Below are 16,783 nucleotides of genomic sequence, written 5' to 3' on the forward strand. Positions count from 1 at the left end.
CCCGCCTTATCCAGCCATTCTCTTATTCCGTTTCAAAAGCTCATACACTATATCGTTTATTATTACAACCCCTATAAGTTTTCTCGTTAAATCTATTACAGGGACTGCCAGCAGGCTGTATTTTGATATTATCCCTATTAAAGAATTGACATCATCGGTATCCCTGACATATATCACATCTTTCTTCATGATTTGTTCCAGTACGGTATCGGGTTCGGCAATAACCAGGTCCCTTAAGGATACTACCCCAACGAGTTTCCCCTCTTCATCTATTACGTAAAGGTAATATATAACATCCGCATCGGGTTTTAATCGCCTCAGTTCTTTAATTGTATCCTCCACCGTGAAGGTGGTCTTAAAGGATATAAAATCCCTCACCATAATGCTTCCAACCGTATGCTCGGGGTACTGCATTAGCTCCTTTATTTCCCTGGAGGCATGGGTGTCCATTTCGCTCAGTATTTCATTTGCTCTTTCCCTGTTAATATCGTCCAAAATATCCGCAGCCTCATCAAAGGGCATTTTCTCCAATACATCTGCGGCTTTTTCCACGGGTAAACTTTCGAGCACGTTCCTTTGCGCCCGGGTTTCAAGTTCCTCCAGAACATCTGCAGCCCTTTCATCATCGAGAGAAGCAAAAACCATCGCCTGGGTCTTTTTGTCCAGGTCTTCTATAATATCCGCAAGGTCTGATGGGTGCAGGGTGTAAAGCTTATTGTAGCTCATGGAAATCTTAAGGTCCGATTTAGCCGAAGAGATGGGCTGCACGTAATCCCAGAGAATAAATTTTGAAGAGATATTCCCGCCAAAATTTTTTAATATTTTCTTTATGGGTTTTGCAAGCCCGAGCCTCCTCAAAAGTCCTTCCAGCCCAATATCCACGGCTACCGCATAGGTCCCCGTTGAAAGCACGGCAAGCCTTACATCATTTACCCTTACAACCTTCCTCCCGTTTATATCCACTATCTGCTTGTCGAGGATATGCTTTACCAGCATCATTGTTTTTTCGGCATCAATTTCCACCGGCTTCTTTTCTGTACAATTAAGATGGTACTGCCCCTTCTCCTTGTTCACTTCAAAATAAGAAAAATCGTAGAAAACCTTTTTTCCGTTTTCTTCCACAAGGGCCGCTATCACCTTAGGCTTTTCGTAACTTAAATCTACCACCAGGTCAATAAGTTTACCAAACGCCATTTCACCGCAAAATACCCTGTTCCCAATTACCCTGCTTAAGTAAAAACTTGTTATATTTTTCATAAACATCCCCCCTCAAAATTTTTTCTGCGGGGGGATGTTTACGCCTTATACATCCCCCCACCGAATTTTAAAAATTCTACCGGCAGGGTTACCGTCCATTTAAAAAACCATCTCCTTTTTCTTATATTTTGCTCAAAATTGGAAAATAAAAAAGCCTCTTCCCCGGCGGCTTAATACGAAGCTTAATACGAGGTCAAGGCTGAAAAGGAAAATCTTATTAAACCTCGTACAAGCTTTGGCACTACAGGGCTTAAAAGCTGCATTAGGTTAAGCCTTGATTCGGCCAAACCTGTTTACCAGCTAAGATTGTCTCCAATCTTTCGCGGCAGCAGCCTGTATCCTTGTAGGAGCCTCGCCTACCGAGCAGAAAATTTTTTTCAAATACTATTTTAGCAAAAAAAATTTATTTTTCAAGTAAATTCCCTTGAATTTTTAAATTATTGGTGATTCTTTTACATTAACCTATTATTCCTACATATTTCTTTAGATTTCAATCTATTTTATAATATGATCTTTTTTAAAATTTGGAGCTTATCTTTTTTAGAATTTGAATTAAAAAAGGGGAAGCATTTCATGCTACCCCTTTAATTGCTTATTTATATAATTTTATATAATTAATGGCCGTGCACCTTCCGTCGATTTTTCCCTCCGGGCGATACCGGGATAGTTAACTCCGGTCAGGCTGCCCCGCGGCACATGGAAGTGCTTCCTTACCGTTGCTTCCTCCCGGACCTGGCGGGGTTCGGAAGTTCCCATTGCGCGGGACCCAACCTTCTTTGCCACTTGTCCCGGCCGGACCCCACAGGGATAAAACCTCGGGAAGGGATTCAACCCCACTGCAGCGGATTGTGGGTGCAGGGCACCGCTACCTCCCCGTCTAGCACGGCCAAGATTTTATTCAATAATAACTTTTGCCCACACGATTCGCACAATTAATTATACTATCTTTATCTACAAATAGCAAGGTAAATAATTTTCCATATATTGTTAGGCATTTTGTTGCCTATTTTTTAGAAATCAAGAACAGGGCGCTTTTTATTGGATGTTAAATCACTGAAAGGGATAGGGATTAATAATATATCGCCCTGTCTATACATTGTTCCATACCTCATCATCAATATCATTATCCCAAAAATCTATACTGCTCTCGCTGGCAGACAATAGTTCTTTAAATACCTGATTATCTTTTTTGCTTTTTAAAAATAAAATAAAATCTATAACCTCTCGCATTTGGCTTTCCGAAATTTCATCAATTAATTTTAATAATATGCTCTTACCTGCATTCATTAATCTCACCTCAAAATTATTATACCACAATTATTCTCTAAAGTTTACAACTCGACTTTTGCTAAAAGTAATGAAAAAGACCACACTCCTTCTCCTTTAAAAGTTAGAATGGAATGCGGTCATTTGTACAATAATAATGGCGGAGAGAGAGGGATTCGAACCCTCGGTACGCCTTTTGGGGCGTACACTCGATTTCCAGTCGAGCGCCTTCGACCTCTCAGCCATCTCTCCGCAAAAATTTTTACTTAAATTATGAATTTCAATTTTGTTAATTAAATTATTAATTAATTTAACGTATAGGACTTACTATAAGTTTATTCTGCAATTTAATATAACCGCTATATTAGCCCTAAAAATTAAAAAATTTATATATAAAAGATTTTATCCCGAGTTATTACTAATATACATTTTAACATTTTTAATGGCGGAGAGAGTGAGATTCGAACTCACGAGACGGCTTTTAGGCCGCCTACTCGATTTCGAGTCGAGCGCCTTCGACCTCTCGGCCATCTCTCCACCCAAAATTTTTATTCCCTTTTTTTCTTGAAATACTCCTTTAATAAGAAGGAGCATTCCTCTTCCAGTATTCCGCCCAGGACCCGGGGCCGATGGTTAAAATCCCTGCAGGATAAAACGTTTAACACGCTCCCCGCGCATCCGCCCTTCGGATCATATGCGCCGAAAATTACAGAGTCAATTCTGGAAAGCACCGCCGCTCCGGAACACATGGCGCAGGGCTCTAAGGTAACGTATAAACTGCACCCTGTTAACCTCCAGCTGCCAAGCTCCCTGCAGGCTTCCCTTATGGCTATTAATTCTGCGTGGGCAGTGGCATCCTGAAGCTTTTCCCGCCCGTTTCTTCCCTTAGCGATGACCTTTCCGTCTTTTACGATCACCGCGCCGACGGGCACCTCATCCTCTTCGAAGGCTTTTTCGGCTTCCTTTAAAGCCTCCCGCATGAAGACCTGGTGAATACCATCCATCGCACTTGCCCCTAAATAAAATGGTGCGCCCGGGAGGACTCGAACCCCCGGCACGCGGTTTAGGAAACCGCTGCTCTTTCCTCCTGAGCTACGGGCGCATGTTAAAGCATTTGATGGTGCGCCTGGCAGGAGTCGAACCCACAGCCTTCTGATCCGTAGTCAGACGCTCTATCCAGTTGAGCTACAGGCGCATGTAAGTGGCGGAGAGAGAGGGATTCGAACCCTCGATACGGATTTTAGGTCCGTATAGTCGCTTAGCAGGCGACCGCCTTCGACCTTCTCGGCCATCTCTCCGCAAGTATCCTGGCAGAGGGGGAGGGATTCGAACCCCCGGCCCTTTTGGGGCACTGGTTTTCAAGACCAGCTCCTTAAACCACTCGGACACCCCTCCGCAAATTGACTATTCAAAGTATAGCATAAAAAATTCCCTTTTGTCAACACGATGGTTTTCCTCTGCTTTTATTAATTTTTGGAATTTGTAACGCAGAGTAAAAAAATTGTATTATAATATTACTTGGAAATCATTTTATTGTAAAATGGTTTTAAATTATTGCTTTTATCAAATTCTCATACCTTTATATTTTTATTTTATGAAGCTTTATTTTTTGTATTTTAATTCGCAGATGTAGATATATTTTAAAAGGCTATTTGCCTTTTTATTATTTTTTTCAAATTTTTAACCGGAGGATTTAAAATGAATTTACCTTTAAATTTATCAAATCAGATTAAAAAATTATATATCATTTCTTTTGGCGTTTTTATAGCCCAGTTAGCTTTTTCATCCATGACGCCGTTTTTGCCCGATCTTCTTTTAGATATGGGAGTTACCCAAAACATTACCACCTGGTCGGGGCTTATATATTCGGCAAACTCCCTTATGTTTGGGATAATGGCCCCTATCTGGGGAGCAATCTCGGATAGATACGGGAAAAAGCCCATGATGGCGAGGGCCGGGCTCGTTATGGGAATTATATACTTTTTAATGGCTGGTGCAAAAACCCCAACCCAGCTTTTATTTTTAAGAGCGCTGAACGGAACCTTTTCCGGCTACATCCCCGCCGCGATCACCTTTATCGCCTCCGTAAGCACACCCGATAATTTAAGCTACAACCTCGCTATTATTAATGCTGCAGCCGCAGTAGGCACCATTACGGGGCCCTTAGCAGGCGGGATTACCGCTAAGGTTATGGGTATTCGAAAGAGCATAGCCTTTAATGGGATTTTGCTTTTAATAGCGGGAATTCTTCCTTATATCACGGGCATTAAAGATGTAAAGACAGAAAAGCCAAAATCATCCATGGCAAAAAGCATTGCAGATACATTAAAAAATAGAAAACTCCTTATAGTGTATTCGGTAGGTATTTTCGTCCAGGCAGCCCTTATGGGTATCCTTCCCGCCGTAACCCTTTTGATGCATAAAATTTCACCCGAAAATGCCTCCCTTTACACCGGCCTCGTATTTTCCATAACGGGGATTTCCACCGCTATCGCATCGCCCTTTCTCGGAAAAGCAAAATATTCCGCCTCTTATCTTTACCGCATAGGCCTTGCGGGCTCTGCGCTTTTAACCGCACTGCAGGGATTTGCGGGAAGCTTTTTGTACCTTTTCGTCGTGAGGTTTTTATTCGGCTTTTTCAACGCCGCCGTGACCATAGCCGGCAACGTCCTCATCGCAAAAGCAGGTACCGCCGAAAATCAGGGAAGTTCCTTCGGAGTATACAACGGCCTAATGTCCATCGGACTTGTTATGGGCTCAATGATAGGCGGCTTCCTCGGGGACAGCTTCGGAATAACCTTCACCTTCCTGGGCGGCGGGCTGATGTTTTTAATTGCTTTTGTCCTTTCCTTCTTAATAAAAGAAGAAAAAGAGGAAGGGAGCTTTTAATACATCCCTTCCTTTTTTATGTAATCCAGGTTTATTTTAGGTGGGTTTTGCTGGGGAAGATACTGGCTCATGGATAAGAAGGCGCCGCTGTATTTTATCATCGCACTCCCGTTGGATTCTACATTTCTTGCTACAATGCACCCCTCAAAATTTGAAGTCCCCAGGTCCACCGTGCCGTTTGGCGCATATAAAAGAGCATTTTTTATATTCCCCGAATTTTTTACCGTAATATTTTTTTCGGAAATAATAATTATTCCGTTACTGTTCCCATTGACAATTTTTAGTTCCACATCCCCCTTTGCATATATCACGCCGTTTCCCTGAAGGTTATCCGCGGAAAAATCCCCTTCATGCACTACCGTAGTTTTATTCCCTTTATTATCCACCACCTCTACCACATCGTCATCCACAAAAATTATATTGCCGCTCATGGCAAGGCTGGTAACTCTGTAAGGGCCTTCGTAAACGGAAGTAGCCCTGCTTTTATAAAAATTGGCATCAGGAAAAGGCATCTCCTGAGAAAAATTTATATCCCCGTTGTAGTAGGGATAGCTTTTACCCCTTACCAGCACCGCCCCGCTGGATGTAATAGACCCCTTTGCGTATATATCGCCGTAGACGTCGGCACTGCCTTTCAGGCTTACATTTCCGAGGGAATATATGCTTTTTGTCACCCGGGCGCTCCCCGAAAGCTCCACATTGCCTTTGGCGTATAAATTCCCGTTTAAATCAAAACTTCCCTTTAAATCCACATCTCCAAGGGTGGCTATATCCCCCTGCAGGCTCGCGGAGCCGTTAAAGGAAAAGCCCGAATAAGAAAAGATCATCTTCTGAAAGGCTTCATAGCTCCTGATGACGTCAAGATACGCATAAGCCGTAAATTTTGAGTTGCCCGTTGAGCCCTCTGAGATAATTTTCAGCCGGTTTTCCGATTCCAGCACCGCCTTTAAGGTAAAACTCCCCTTTAAATCCCCTTCTTCCACGCTCATGCTGTCAAAGACAAAACCATTGGGCTTTCCCCTTGCCGACGAAATTATATACTGAAGCCTTTCAGGATCATTTTTTAACTCCGAAAGCGCCTTTTGCAGTCCTCCTTCTGCCAGATACCGGGCCTGGACCCTTCTTTCGTAGTAAAGGGAAGCCTTCAAATCGCTTCTTGAAAACTCCGAAAGGGCAATGCCAAGCATTATGAGCACCGTCCCGGTGAGGAGCACCGTTACCAGCACCGCCCCTTTATTTTCCTTTAAAATTTTATTAAAATACTTATAAAATCCCATACTTACCGCCCGCTTTTATTAATGATAATAAATTTTTTTTGAAAGGTGGTAACCATGAACGTCGGAATTTTAAAAGTGGAAATTTACCTTGGGGATACCTTTTCCTTAAAGGATAAGCGCTCCGTGGTGAAAAGCGTCATTGAAAGGCTGAAAGGTAAACTTAACCTTTCGGTAGCGGAGGTGGAAAGGCAGGATGACCTTCGCTTTGCCGTTATAGGCATCAGCTGCGTTTCCTCCAGTAAAACCCATGCGGACAGCCAGCTTGAAAGCGCATTGAATTTTTTAGAGGAGGATGGACGGTTTTTCGTGCAAAACATCGAAAGGGAGGTGTTTTCCTTTTAACCTTCCCACACCATTACGAGCCATTCACCCTGAAGGTCCCTATTCCTTCCCTTTACCTTAAAACCAAAGCTTTTGTAAAGGTTCACCGCGGATGTGTTTTCGGGCCTCACCTCAAGCTTCACCCTTTTTATCCCCTTTTTCCTTATATAATCCATCCCCTTTTCAAGAAGGGCACTTCCAATCCCCCTGCCGTGCCGTTCCGGCAGAACACCTATGGATAAAAGCTGGGCCGAAGGAGAGGTTACCACCTCGAATTTTAAAAAGAAAACTTTATTGAAAACTATCCTTAAAGCGTCCTTCAATTTTATCCCGTATTCTCCCTTGAAATATTTTACGATTACCTTAAAAATAAATCCGCTAAGTACCGCTTCCTTCCAGAGCTTCCTGACATTATCCGCCATTACGATGTACCCGACGATTTTGTTTTCCTCCTCTGCCACCATCACGCCTTCCCTGAAGGTAGAAATCAAAAGAGAAAAGAAGTCAAAAAACGCCTTTTTTATACCCGAAGTGACGGGGGTGAAAAACCTTATACTCCCCTCAAAAGCCCTTAAAAATACCTCTGCCACCGCCTCAACGTCCTTCAAAGCCGCCGTTCTTATTCTCATTTACCTTTTCCTCCGTTTCCATGAGTTCCGAAAGGAATATCATCTGGTCCACTGTAACGAATTCGTAGCCCTGTTTTTTTAGTTCATCTATAACCCGGGGAAGTGCCTCCACCGTAGATGTCCTGTTTCCTCCCCTGTAGGTCACTAAGTCCCCCGAATCGTGAAAAAGTATTATGGAACCGGGCTTTACGCTTTTTACCACCCTTTCCACGATCTTATCCGGCGGAAGCTCCGCCCAGTCCATGGCGCTCACATCCCACAAAACGATGGTATATCTTTCATCTTTTAAAAGTTTTCTGGCAAAGGCGGTATATACCCCTCTCGGTGGCCTGAAAAGCACCGGCCTTACACCGGCAACCTTTTCTATTGCACTTTCGCACTTTTTTATCTCCTCCTCCTGCCCCTTTGCTGAAAGGGGGATGAGGCTCCTGTGGCTATAGGTGTGATTGCCAACGGAGTGCCCTTCCCTTACGATCCTTTTTGCAATATCGGGGTAGCTTTCGACATTCTTCCCCACAAGGAAAAAGGTGGCCGGTACGCCTTTATCCTGGAGGATATCCAGTATTTCCGGCGTATAAAGGGGATCGGGCCCATCGTCAAAGGTAATGGCGACGTATTTAAAATGCCCCGGGCCGTGCCTTATGAGGTCCTTCTGCATCCCAAAGCCTTTATATACGTATTTATTGAAAAAGAAAAGAATGAGGATAAATAACACCAAAAGTCCCAGTACCGTGCGGTTTATAAAAACGGACTTTACCTTTTTTTCCAGATAATCGGGCCAAAACTGAATGGCAAGCTGGACGAAAATGATTGTGCATATTATATTGTAAGAATCCGTCCTGAAGAACCTGAAGGAAATCACCGGAATCAAAAGGGATGTCAAAAATACTGCATCTTCGTATTCTTCAACGAACTGACTTATTATGAGAAAAAAGAAAAGAAGTATCAGCCCCATCTTCCACGATAGATAAAAGATGATGCCGAGGGCAAGGGCCTCCGTAGTATCTCCTCTAAAACCCTTAAAAAAGGGCCGCGTGTGCCCCGTTAAGACGCCCATCGAAGAAAAAATGTAGGTGAGACCCGAATGCAGGTAAAGCCCCGCAAAAAGCATGGTTAGATAGCCCTTTAAAAATTCCACCATCTGAGTAAAGGTTTCCCTCTTTTTAAATACGAAAAATCCCCCGACAAGGTAGGAAAAAAGCCCGGTTACGACAAAATAGCTCATTTTTACCCCTTCTTTTTCGGATAATTGAAAAATTTGTATAGTATATAATATTTTTTGCGATATCTTTGTGATTCAAAGGATAATTATTTTTTTAATTATAATTTTAATTAAAATCCGGTGTTTTGCCAAAAACTTTTTTTGGAAGACTTTCAAGTAGGGCTACAAATGCTTTAAATTATGTTAAAATTATGGTAATTTATAGATGTTGATGAAAATAAATTACGGGCGGTGATAAAAATGCCGAGGGATTTGGTAAGAATAGATAAGGAAAAATTAAAAAATTATATTACAGAAAAGGTCGCCTCTTTTGAAGAAATAGCAGGCGTCTACCTTTTCGGCTCAAGTCTCGATTTAATGCGCCCCGACAGCGACATAGACATTGGAATTATTTTTTACGATTGCATAGACGAAAAAAAAGCGGAGGATGTTATTGAAACATTATACTTAAAGCTTTTAAATTTTGAGGGGCATCCCTTTGACATCCACTCGGTAAACCACTCAAACACTATAATTGCCTTTAATATTTTAAGAAATGGACTACCGTTGTTTATAAAGGATGAAGATGCGATAACGGATTTAATTGAAATAGTGAGTTTGAAATTTAAGGAAATATACCCCCGTTATAAAGAAGCTGTAAATATTATACTGGAGGGATCGTAATGAGTCCATTGGACAAAAATAAAGTAACCAAAAAAATATTATTCATCAAGGAACAAAAAGAGGATATTAAAAAGCTTCTTTACGAAAAGAAAAAGGAAGAAATTTTAAGCGACCCCTGGCTTATTAAAGGCCTAAAATACTCTCTGCAAACCGCTGTAGAGGCAATGATCGATATAATATATCACATCACTGCTAAGCATTTTAACAAAGCCCCTGTGGACGCAAGAGATGCGTTGAACATTTTATATAATTTCAAAGTAATCGATGAAAAAGAATTGACGCTATACTCAAAAATGATAGGATTCAGGAATAAAATTGTTCATGGTTATGAGGAAGTCTCCCCGGAAAAAGTTATTGAAATTGCAGAAAATAATCTTAATGATTTTGACAAATTTGTTAAAAAAATAAAAGAAAATTTCTTACAATAATTTTGTTCTACTCCTAATTTATTTTATTTATCTTCTAAGGGCTTCCACAGGAGGCACGGAGGACGCAAGGTATGCGGGGTATACCCCAAATAATAGCCCGCATCCGAGGGCCACGAAGGTGGATACCTTCAAAGCATTTATGCTTACTACGGCGTAAAGCCCGTAAGAGGTAAAAATCTTCACTCCCCAAACACCCGCGAGTATCCCCGCTACGGCGCCGAGCAAGCTCAAAATAACGCTTTCCAGGATAAACTGCAGTAAAAGGTCGGATTTTTTTGCACCGAGAGCCCGCTTTAATCCTATCTCCGAGGTCCTTTCCGATACTGCAACGAGCATTATATTCATTATTCCGAGCCCCCCAACGAGAAGGGATACCGAGGCAATCCCCGCAAGAAGCAGGGTCATCACCCTGTTCGCATTATCCGCTTCTTCGATGAGGGTATTCATGTTGGTTATCGTTATGAGCTCCTTGCCGCCTATTATGTTTTCGGGGGTATTTGGGCTTCCCCCCTGCTTTTCGGGTGGAACTGCCGGATTTTCGGGATTTTCTTTATTGGGGAGCTTTTCCTTTTCTCCCTGGCCCTCTTTGTTTTGACCTTCTGGATTTACCTTTGGGGCCTTCATGTCAAGCCCGAGCTTTCTCCTGTAAATCCTCCCGAGCTGAGCAATGGCAAGGTCCGCGCTTTTTGCCGAGTCCGCCTTCACCCATATTTCGTCTACCGTCCTTTTCCCCGCTATTTTCAGGGCCGTAGTATAGGGGATTATTATGAGGTCATCCAGACCTTCCTGACTGTTGCCTTTTTTAGATAGCACCCCCACCACCCTGTACGTCTCGTTGTTTAAGGTGAAGGTAGCCCCTACGGGAGACCTTCCGTTTAGAAGGCTTTTTCCTATGTTATATCCCAAAACCGCAACTTTTGCCCTCTCCTTTACATGCCATTCGGTAAAAAAGTGCCCCGTAATTACCTTATAATCCCTCACCTTATAGTAGTCGCTTCCCGCACCGAGTATCTGGACTTCGCCCCTGGCCCTCCTCCAGCGCATTATCGCCTTGGTCTTTATGATGGGCGTCGCGTATTTTATACCGCTTACCCGTTCTTTGAGCTCAAAGGCCTCTTCGGGGCTGAATTCCACACTCGGGTCCTGGGCTTTTATCTCTATAACATTGGAGCCGAGGCTCTCAAACTGCCTTAAAACTTGAAGGCGCGCCCCTTCCCCTATTCCCATCAAACTTATTACCGATGCCACACCTATGGCAATCCCGAGCACCGTCAGGAAGGTTCTAAGGGGTTTTGCCGCAACACCGTGCCACGCCATTTTCGCCGAGAAAAAAAACTTTACTAAAAGGGTTTCAAGGCCGTTTTTTTTCATCCTTTTCACCTCATTTGCCGCCGCTATTTTGGTTACCCGTACCGCTTCCCTGATTTCCGTTTTGCCCGGGAAGGAGCCTATCCGTCTTTATGTGCTGGGATGGAAGGACGTCAAAGCTCGAACCCGTTACCACTTCATCCCCTTCGTTTAGTCCGCTTTTTATCTCGGCGTACCTGTCGTTCATTAAACCGAGCTCGACATTTACCACCTTTGTGGTCCCGTCGGGATTTAAAACCTCAACCTTGGGCTGCCCGTCTTCCTCAAATACCGCTTCCACCGGCACCAAAAGGACGTTTTTCGCGCTCCCCGCTTCGATATAAGCCTTCGCCTGCATACCGGGCTTTAGCTCCGGCGTACCCTTTACCTTTATATTCACCTCAAACCTCGAAATGCCGCTCTGATCCTTGCCCATGGGCGATATAAATACCACGCTCCCCTCCAAGGTTTTCCCGGGCAGTGCATCTAAGGTGACCTTTACGGGAGAACCCTGCTTTACGAGGAGTATGTCTATATCGTCCACCTGACACCACATGGTCATGTCATCGGGGTTGAATATATTTCCGAGCCATTCGCCCATATTCACCGTCTTTCCCACCGTAGCGTTAAAATCCGCAACGACACCGCTCACCGGTGCACGTATTTCAAGCATGGAAAGCTGGTTTTGAAGCTTATACATCTTGCTTTCAAGCTCGGATATCTTCTTCATCTCCTCGAGGATGTAGTCCCTGACGTCGGAGCCCGCAAGCTGAATTAAGGGATCGCCCTTTTTTACTTTGCTCCTTTCCTTGACAAACACCTTTGTCACCCGGGCGGTAACGGTGGAAAACACCGATTCCTCTTCGGCAAAGCCTTCCACTTTTGATGGGTATTTAAGCCATAAGACATCCGGGCTTTCGGGGTTTTTCACTCCTTCCTTGGCAAGCCCCACGTATGCGGTAAGTTCGGGCTGTATTAAACCGGGGTTTTTTCCTTCAATGGTCATGTAGTATACATACTGGTACATCTTTTCTCCCGTGTAATCCGTTCCTCCGGCAGCTTCGGTAACCGGTTCGTCGTTTACGTCCACCACTTCCCCTTCGAGCACCCCTTCGTAGACGTTAAACCTCAAAAAGGCCTTTTTGTAATCCTTTGCAACCGCAAATTCACCGGGATAGAGTTTTGCCAGAAGTTTGAACTTAGAGTCGTTTACTATCTTTGCGACAATTTCCCCTTCCTTTATCTCATTCCCTTCCTTTGCGGAAAACCCGAAAACCCTCCCGTCAATGGGAGCAGTTAAGGTTATCCCTTTTGAAGGGTCCACCTCGTAGAGCTTATCGGGAGTCGTCCCCAGCTTATCGGCAAGGGCCTTTTTTGCCGTCTCAAGCTGCTTTTGAAGGTTTTCAAGCTCCGTTTGAATATTGGGTGCCCTGAGCCTTACCAGCACCTGTCCCGCCTGGACGGTATCCCCCGCCTTTACCAGAACCTCATCTATTATGTAGCTTAACATTCCCTGAGACTCGGGATTATAAGGCACCATAATACCTCCGCTGCTGTTGGGGTATAAAGGCCCTGAAGTTTCAACCCCTACGCTTATATCCCCTCTTATAACCTTTGCGGTGGAGTAAACGGGCCCCTGAGCTTCCTTTTTCGGCGGAGGAAGTAAACTCTTAAAGGCGTAAAATCCCCCTGCAACCACCAGTGCCGCAATAATTAAAAATGCAGTAACCTTTTTAAACATATTAAGCCCCCTTATATATTTAAGATAATATTCGTAAAACTAATTTTTTTGCTTAAATTTTATGTACTCAATTTAATGTAATGCTCTCTATCCTGCCGTCAAGTATGTGCACAACCCTTTTCCCGTAGCGCGCCATCTTCTCATCGTGAGTAACCAAAATTATGGTAAGATTTTTTTCCTCATTCAGCCTGCAAAAAAGCTCCATTATGGAATTTCCGGTTTTAGAATCAAGGGCTCCCGTGGGCTCATCCGCTAAAATCAAAAGCGGCTCCTGCACAAGCGCCCGCGCTATGGCAACCCTCTGCTGCTCTCCCCCCGAAAGTTCAAGGGGTTTATGTTTCATCCTTTCCTTTAAGCCGACAGCTTCCAATGCAGCTTCTGCCCTTTCCTTCCTTTCCCTTGCAGAAATACCCCTGTAAATTAAAGGGATTTCCACATTGAAAAGGGCATCGTACTCGGGCAAAAGGTGAAAGGTCTGAAACACAAACCCTATGTAGTTATTCCTTATCTCGGAAAGCTCATCATCGTTTAACCTTTCCACATTCTTCCCGTTTAATATGTACTCCCCTTCCGTGGGCTTATCGAGACACCCTATAATGTTTAAAAGCGTAGACTTCCCCGACCCCGAAGGGCCCATTATTGCTAAAAACTCTCCCCCCTCCACCGATAAATCCACCCCATCAAGGGCTTTCACATTTAACTTACCCGTTCTGTAGTATTTTTTCACGTTTTTCAACTCAATGAGCATAAATTTTCTCCTTTTTTTCTTTTTTTAAGGATTTTTATATTTTTAATTTTATCATATTTTGAAGATGGGGGTGATAGAATTTTTTCGATGAAAAGAAAAAAGGCGGGGATTTGCCGCCTTATTTTATCATATTCTATATATTTCTATCTCTTGATAGGCCCTCTTGCCTTTGCTTTATGTCATGTGCTATCACCCCCGTAAAGGCTTTGCCATTCAAAGTCGCGAGAATTCCTCGTGCATATAAAAAATGGCAGGTGCTTAACGCCTGCCAGACATCACTCGTACCTCAGCGCTTCTGCGGGATTCAATCTCGCCACCCTTTCCTTCTATGCTCCTACTGCATTTACACCATAAGCCTCGGATAGCATTGGACTTCGTTTTATATTGCAAACTCATCCGGCTTACATATGCCTTATATGCAGTTCCTGTTCATCGGACCGGGATTTTGCCTCCGGCTTCCTTCAGATTCCACCTCGCGATAGACACCCTTGCCTTCAGCTAACGGTTGGTGCTATCAACCCCAGATGGACTTTTATCATCAAGGTCACGGGCATGCCGCGCGCACCATAAAAAAGCTGCGGGATATAAAACCCGCAGCTTTTTTTTATTATCGTATAACTATAATATTTACTACATCAGGATAATCATTATCAAGTACAAATAAGTCTACATTTGTTGCTATATTAGTATCATCATTTGCTATGATATCTGCAAGCGAACCTACAACCCAAGCGCTATTCTGGGAATCATATTTGTAAACTATTACATCTGATGCTAGTTTATAAATTGTGTTATTAACTTTTATTCTTGCTGAATCTATAGCTTGAACATCTTGATTGGTTTCCTTTTTATTTGTCATTGTAATATTTACACCATATCCATCTTTATCAAGTTTATAGCTATATACTGTACCTGCTACTGCAGCAAAATTTTGATCTTTTGTAACAAAAGATGTTGATGAGCCTTTTACAAAACCATATACTTTCTTTCCATCACTTACTGTTGTTACCTTCGTTACTAAAATTACATTTTCATCAGAAGAAATTGCCACTTGTGATAACGGTTGGTTATTATAAATTACTGCTGTACCAATTTCGTTAAAAGTAGTTAGATTATATAAATTAATTGTTGCATTAGAATAAGTTTGTTTTGCTAAATCACTATATTTTACTACATCTATATTATTATTATATACATAGAAAACAACCGTATTATTAGTTACAAAATATTTTGTTGAACCTACTTCAATATTATCTTTATTTAATTTAACTGTGCCACTCGGTGTAACTTCTTTTGTTCCCCATGTGTTGATGCTATTTATTTTGCCATTTGAATCTGTTGTGTATTTTATATAATTTGCTATAGTTATAGCATTATATGTTGCTAAATCTTTTACTTCAAGGACTTTTTCAGTTCCATCAGCATACAACAATTTTACTTTATAAATTGTTTTGCCAAATTCAGTGAAGGTATCCTTATAGACTACCATAGCTACTGTTTCATTTGCCGCTGCAATTTGCTCTTTCTTAACAATTTTATTATCTTTATCTAAAGTAAATTTATAGGTTGAATCAACAGTGATATTATCATCAACTGTAGCATCAAGTGTTGTATTGAAGCTATACTTTACTCCATTTACATATACCTTGAGTGAGGTTGTTCCTTCTATTTCAGTTACCTTCCCTTCTACTGTTTTGTTAACCGCAATTATTTCAAACTTATCTGATGCTGTGTTCTTTGCGACATGAATTATATCACCTTTTGTTAAATCTGATAATTTGGCCATTGTTCCATTTTTAATAATTGTATATTTAGCATCTTTTAATTGATAAGAATCTATCGTAGTATATAACTTGCTGTTTGCTAAATCAACATATTTTACTTCTCTTAAATCATATTTCTTCGCAAAAATATAATCCACTTTATTGTCACCATTGTTATCAATCATTGTTACGTAGGTATCATTAATATCTGCCCATGTTTTTTGATCAAAATTGAAAACTATAAAAGTATTTGCTGTACCATAAATTGTCTTATCTTCATCAGCATCGTTTGTATATTCTATTTTATATGCTGATGCTGTAACAGTTACAGTATCTTTCGGAGTAATTACAGTATTGCCAGTGGGGATAGCGGTAACAAGTTCGCCGTCTTTTACATAAGCTTCAACTTTCATACCAAGTAAAGCTTTTACATCAACATTCCCTGCTTTATATACATTGTTTGTTGCTTCATTAGATTTAAATTCGCCTTCTTTTAATGAACTATCAAAATCAGGAATATTAGCTATTACAAATGTCTTCTTTACTACATTTAATCCCTTTTCAATTAGTTTAACTGTAGCAGCATCTTTGTCTTCTTTCTTCATATCTGTAAATAAAGTATTATTCAATAATAAAGCTATATCTCCTCTTACAGCGCCTTCGTTTTTAATGGTTACGTCCTTGGATACTCCGAGCTGAGAAGCTTTTACTATGTAGTTTACCGGCCATGCGCCTACTACATCAGCATCGGTGTATCCGAGAGCCCTAACGAGCATTGTAACAGCTTCGGGGTAAGTAACTGTTGCATTTGGCTTAAAAGTGCCATCGGGATAACCCTTAATTACTCCTACAGTTGATGCTACGTTTACGAAGCCTGCAAACCAATCTCCAGCTTTCACATCTGTGAATTGAGTTGCACCGGCTGAGAATTTAGCTGCTTCTTCAAGGCCGAGAGCTCTTACTATGAAAGCAGCCATTTCGGCTCTCGTAACAACATTTGCTGGCTTAAAAGTGCCATCGGGGTAACCCGTTGTGACACCAAGATCGAGTAATAGTTTTACAGCTTTCTCATACTTTGTACCCGCTACGTCGCTGGGTGCAGCTGCAAAAGCAACGGGCATTAAGCCGAGCACTAATGTTGCGATAATCGCAAGTGCCAGCAGCTTCTTAATTGATTTCATACCCAAATCCTCCTTATTTTTTTATAATTTTTATTTTATTTTATAAAGGCT

The 16,783-nt window shown here is 42.0% G+C and carries 14 protein-coding genes, 6 tRNA genes, 1 other RNA gene, 1 pseudogene and 1 riboswitch; of the genes and pseudogenes, 4 read left to right on the plus strand and 18 right to left on the minus strand.

Going from position 1 to position 16,783, the window contains the following annotated elements; translation table 11 throughout:
- Nucleotides 1-6: 6 nt before the first annotated feature.
- From ATZ99_RS06435 to ATZ99_RS06480, 11 genes and pseudogenes are all read right to left on the minus strand, one after another.
- The gene (locus tag ATZ99_RS06435) at nt 7-1,257 is read right to left on the minus strand and encodes a magnesium transporter (RefSeq protein WP_068748423.1); all 1,251 of its coding nucleotides are present in this window, start codon (nt 1,255-1,257) and stop codon (nt 7-9) included.
- Nucleotides 1,258-1,470: 213 nt separating this feature from the next.
- A riboswitch (M-box (ykoK) riboswitch) is annotated at nt 1,471-1,628 on the minus strand.
- Nucleotides 1,629-1,878: 250 nt separating this feature from the next.
- Nucleotides 1,879-2,143: signal recognition particle sRNA large type (ffs, locus tag ATZ99_RS06440), an RNA gene on the minus strand.
- Between the two features lie 133 nt (nt 2,144-2,276).
- A pseudogene (locus ATZ99_RS12305) lies at nt 2,277-2,354 on the minus strand (type II toxin-antitoxin system PemK/MazF family toxin); the annotation flags it as partial.
- Nucleotides 2,347-2,544, minus strand: a complete 198-nt coding sequence (locus tag ATZ99_RS06445) for a hypothetical protein (RefSeq protein ID WP_068748424.1) — start codon at nt 2,542-2,544, stop codon at nt 2,347-2,349. The gene ATZ99_RS06445 and the pseudogene ATZ99_RS12305, both read right to left, overlap by 8 nt.
- Nucleotides 2,545-2,681: 137 nt before the next feature.
- Nucleotides 2,682-2,775 (minus strand) — tRNA-Ser (locus tag ATZ99_RS06450).
- 191 nt (nt 2,776-2,966) lie between these two features.
- Nucleotides 2,967-3,060, minus strand: a tRNA-Ser gene (locus ATZ99_RS06455).
- Between the two features lie 11 nt (nt 3,061-3,071).
- Nucleotides 3,072-3,527 carry a tRNA adenosine(34) deaminase TadA gene (tadA, locus tag ATZ99_RS06460; protein ID WP_068748425.1) on the minus strand — a complete coding sequence of 152 codons (456 nt, stop codon included), beginning with the start codon at nt 3,525-3,527 and terminating at the stop codon, nt 3,072-3,074.
- Between the two features lie 21 nt (nt 3,528-3,548).
- Nucleotides 3,549-3,625 (minus strand) — tRNA-Arg (locus tag ATZ99_RS06465).
- A 16-nt stretch (nt 3,626-3,641) separates the two neighbouring features.
- Nucleotides 3,642-3,718, minus strand: a tRNA-Arg gene (locus ATZ99_RS06470).
- Nucleotides 3,719-3,725: 7 nt separating this feature from the next.
- Nucleotides 3,726-3,821 (minus strand) — tRNA-Ser (locus ATZ99_RS06475).
- Between the two features lie 10 nt (nt 3,822-3,831).
- A tRNA-Ser gene (locus ATZ99_RS06480) sits at nt 3,832-3,918 on the minus strand.
- A gap of 303 nt (nt 3,919-4,221) precedes the next feature.
- Between ATZ99_RS06480 and ATZ99_RS06485 the strand changes: the two genes are divergently transcribed.
- A complete protein-coding gene (locus ATZ99_RS06485) occupies nt 4,222-5,412 on the plus strand; it encodes an MFS transporter (protein WP_068748426.1) in 1,191 nt (396 codons plus the stop codon).
- Here the strand turns inward: ATZ99_RS06485 and ATZ99_RS06490 are convergent.
- Nucleotides 5,409-6,689 (minus strand): DUF7305 domain-containing protein, encoded by a 1,281-nt coding sequence (locus tag ATZ99_RS06490; RefSeq protein WP_068748427.1) that lies wholly within the window; start codon nt 6,687-6,689, stop codon nt 5,409-5,411. The two genes, ATZ99_RS06485 and ATZ99_RS06490, sit on opposite strands and share 4 nt — an antisense overlap.
- Before the next feature lie 54 nt (nt 6,690-6,743).
- Here ATZ99_RS06490 and ATZ99_RS06495 point away from each other — a divergent pair, with 54 nt between their 5' ends.
- Complete coding sequence (locus ATZ99_RS06495) at nt 6,744-7,031, plus strand: DUF503 domain-containing protein (protein WP_068748428.1); 288 nt, start codon at nt 6,744-6,746, stop codon at nt 7,029-7,031.
- Here the strand turns inward: ATZ99_RS06495 and ATZ99_RS06500 are convergent.
- A complete protein-coding gene (locus ATZ99_RS06500; RefSeq protein WP_068748429.1) occupies nt 7,028-7,639 on the minus strand; it encodes a GNAT family N-acetyltransferase in 612 nt (203 codons plus the stop codon). The two genes, ATZ99_RS06495 and ATZ99_RS06500, sit on opposite strands and share 4 nt — an antisense overlap.
- Nucleotides 7,605-8,864, minus strand: coding sequence for a glycerol-3-phosphate acyltransferase (locus ATZ99_RS06505; protein WP_068748430.1), 1,260 nt, complete (start codon nt 8,862-8,864; stop codon nt 7,605-7,607). Before ATZ99_RS06505 ends, ATZ99_RS06500 begins: the two co-directional genes overlap by 35 nt.
- A 237-nt stretch (nt 8,865-9,101) precedes the next feature.
- Here ATZ99_RS06505 and ATZ99_RS06510 point away from each other — a divergent pair, with 237 nt between their 5' ends.
- Both ATZ99_RS06510 and hepT read left to right on the plus strand, forming a co-directional pair.
- Nucleotides 9,102-9,524, plus strand: a complete 423-nt coding sequence (locus ATZ99_RS06510; protein WP_068748431.1) for a nucleotidyltransferase domain-containing protein — start codon at nt 9,102-9,104, stop codon at nt 9,522-9,524.
- A complete protein-coding gene (gene hepT, locus ATZ99_RS06515; protein ID WP_083947391.1) occupies nt 9,524-9,952 on the plus strand; it encodes a type VII toxin-antitoxin system HepT family RNase toxin in 429 nt (142 codons plus the stop codon). The genes ATZ99_RS06510 and hepT overlap by 1 nt, the downstream gene beginning before the upstream one ends.
- A gap of 27 nt (nt 9,953-9,979) precedes the next feature.
- On the opposite strand, the gene ATZ99_RS06520 is transcribed toward hepT, so the two are convergent.
- From ATZ99_RS06520 to ATZ99_RS06535, 4 genes are all read right to left on the minus strand, one after another.
- Complete coding sequence (locus tag ATZ99_RS06520; RefSeq protein WP_068748491.1) at nt 9,980-11,323, minus strand: ABC transporter permease; 1,344 nt, start codon at nt 11,321-11,323, stop codon at nt 9,980-9,982.
- Between the two features lie 10 nt (nt 11,324-11,333).
- Nucleotides 11,334-13,040, minus strand: coding sequence for an efflux RND transporter periplasmic adaptor subunit (locus ATZ99_RS06525; RefSeq protein ID WP_068748432.1), 1,707 nt, complete (start codon nt 13,038-13,040; stop codon nt 11,334-11,336).
- Nucleotides 13,041-13,107: 67 nt separating this feature from the next.
- Nucleotides 13,108-13,788, minus strand: a complete 681-nt coding sequence (locus ATZ99_RS06530; RefSeq protein ID WP_068748433.1) for an ABC transporter ATP-binding protein — start codon at nt 13,786-13,788, stop codon at nt 13,108-13,110.
- A gap of 607 nt (nt 13,789-14,395) precedes the next feature.
- Entirely contained in the window at nt 14,396-16,732 is a 2,337-nt protein-coding gene (locus ATZ99_RS06535; protein WP_068748434.1) for an S-layer homology domain-containing protein, read from the minus strand.
- Nucleotides 16,733-16,783 lie beyond the last annotated feature (51 nt).

Origin of the sequence: Thermovenabulum gondwanense (assembly GCF_001601575.1) — a bacterium.
GTDB classification, from domain to species: Bacteria; Bacillota; Thermosediminibacteria; order Thermosediminibacterales; family Thermosediminibacteraceae; genus Thermovenabulum; species Thermovenabulum gondwanense.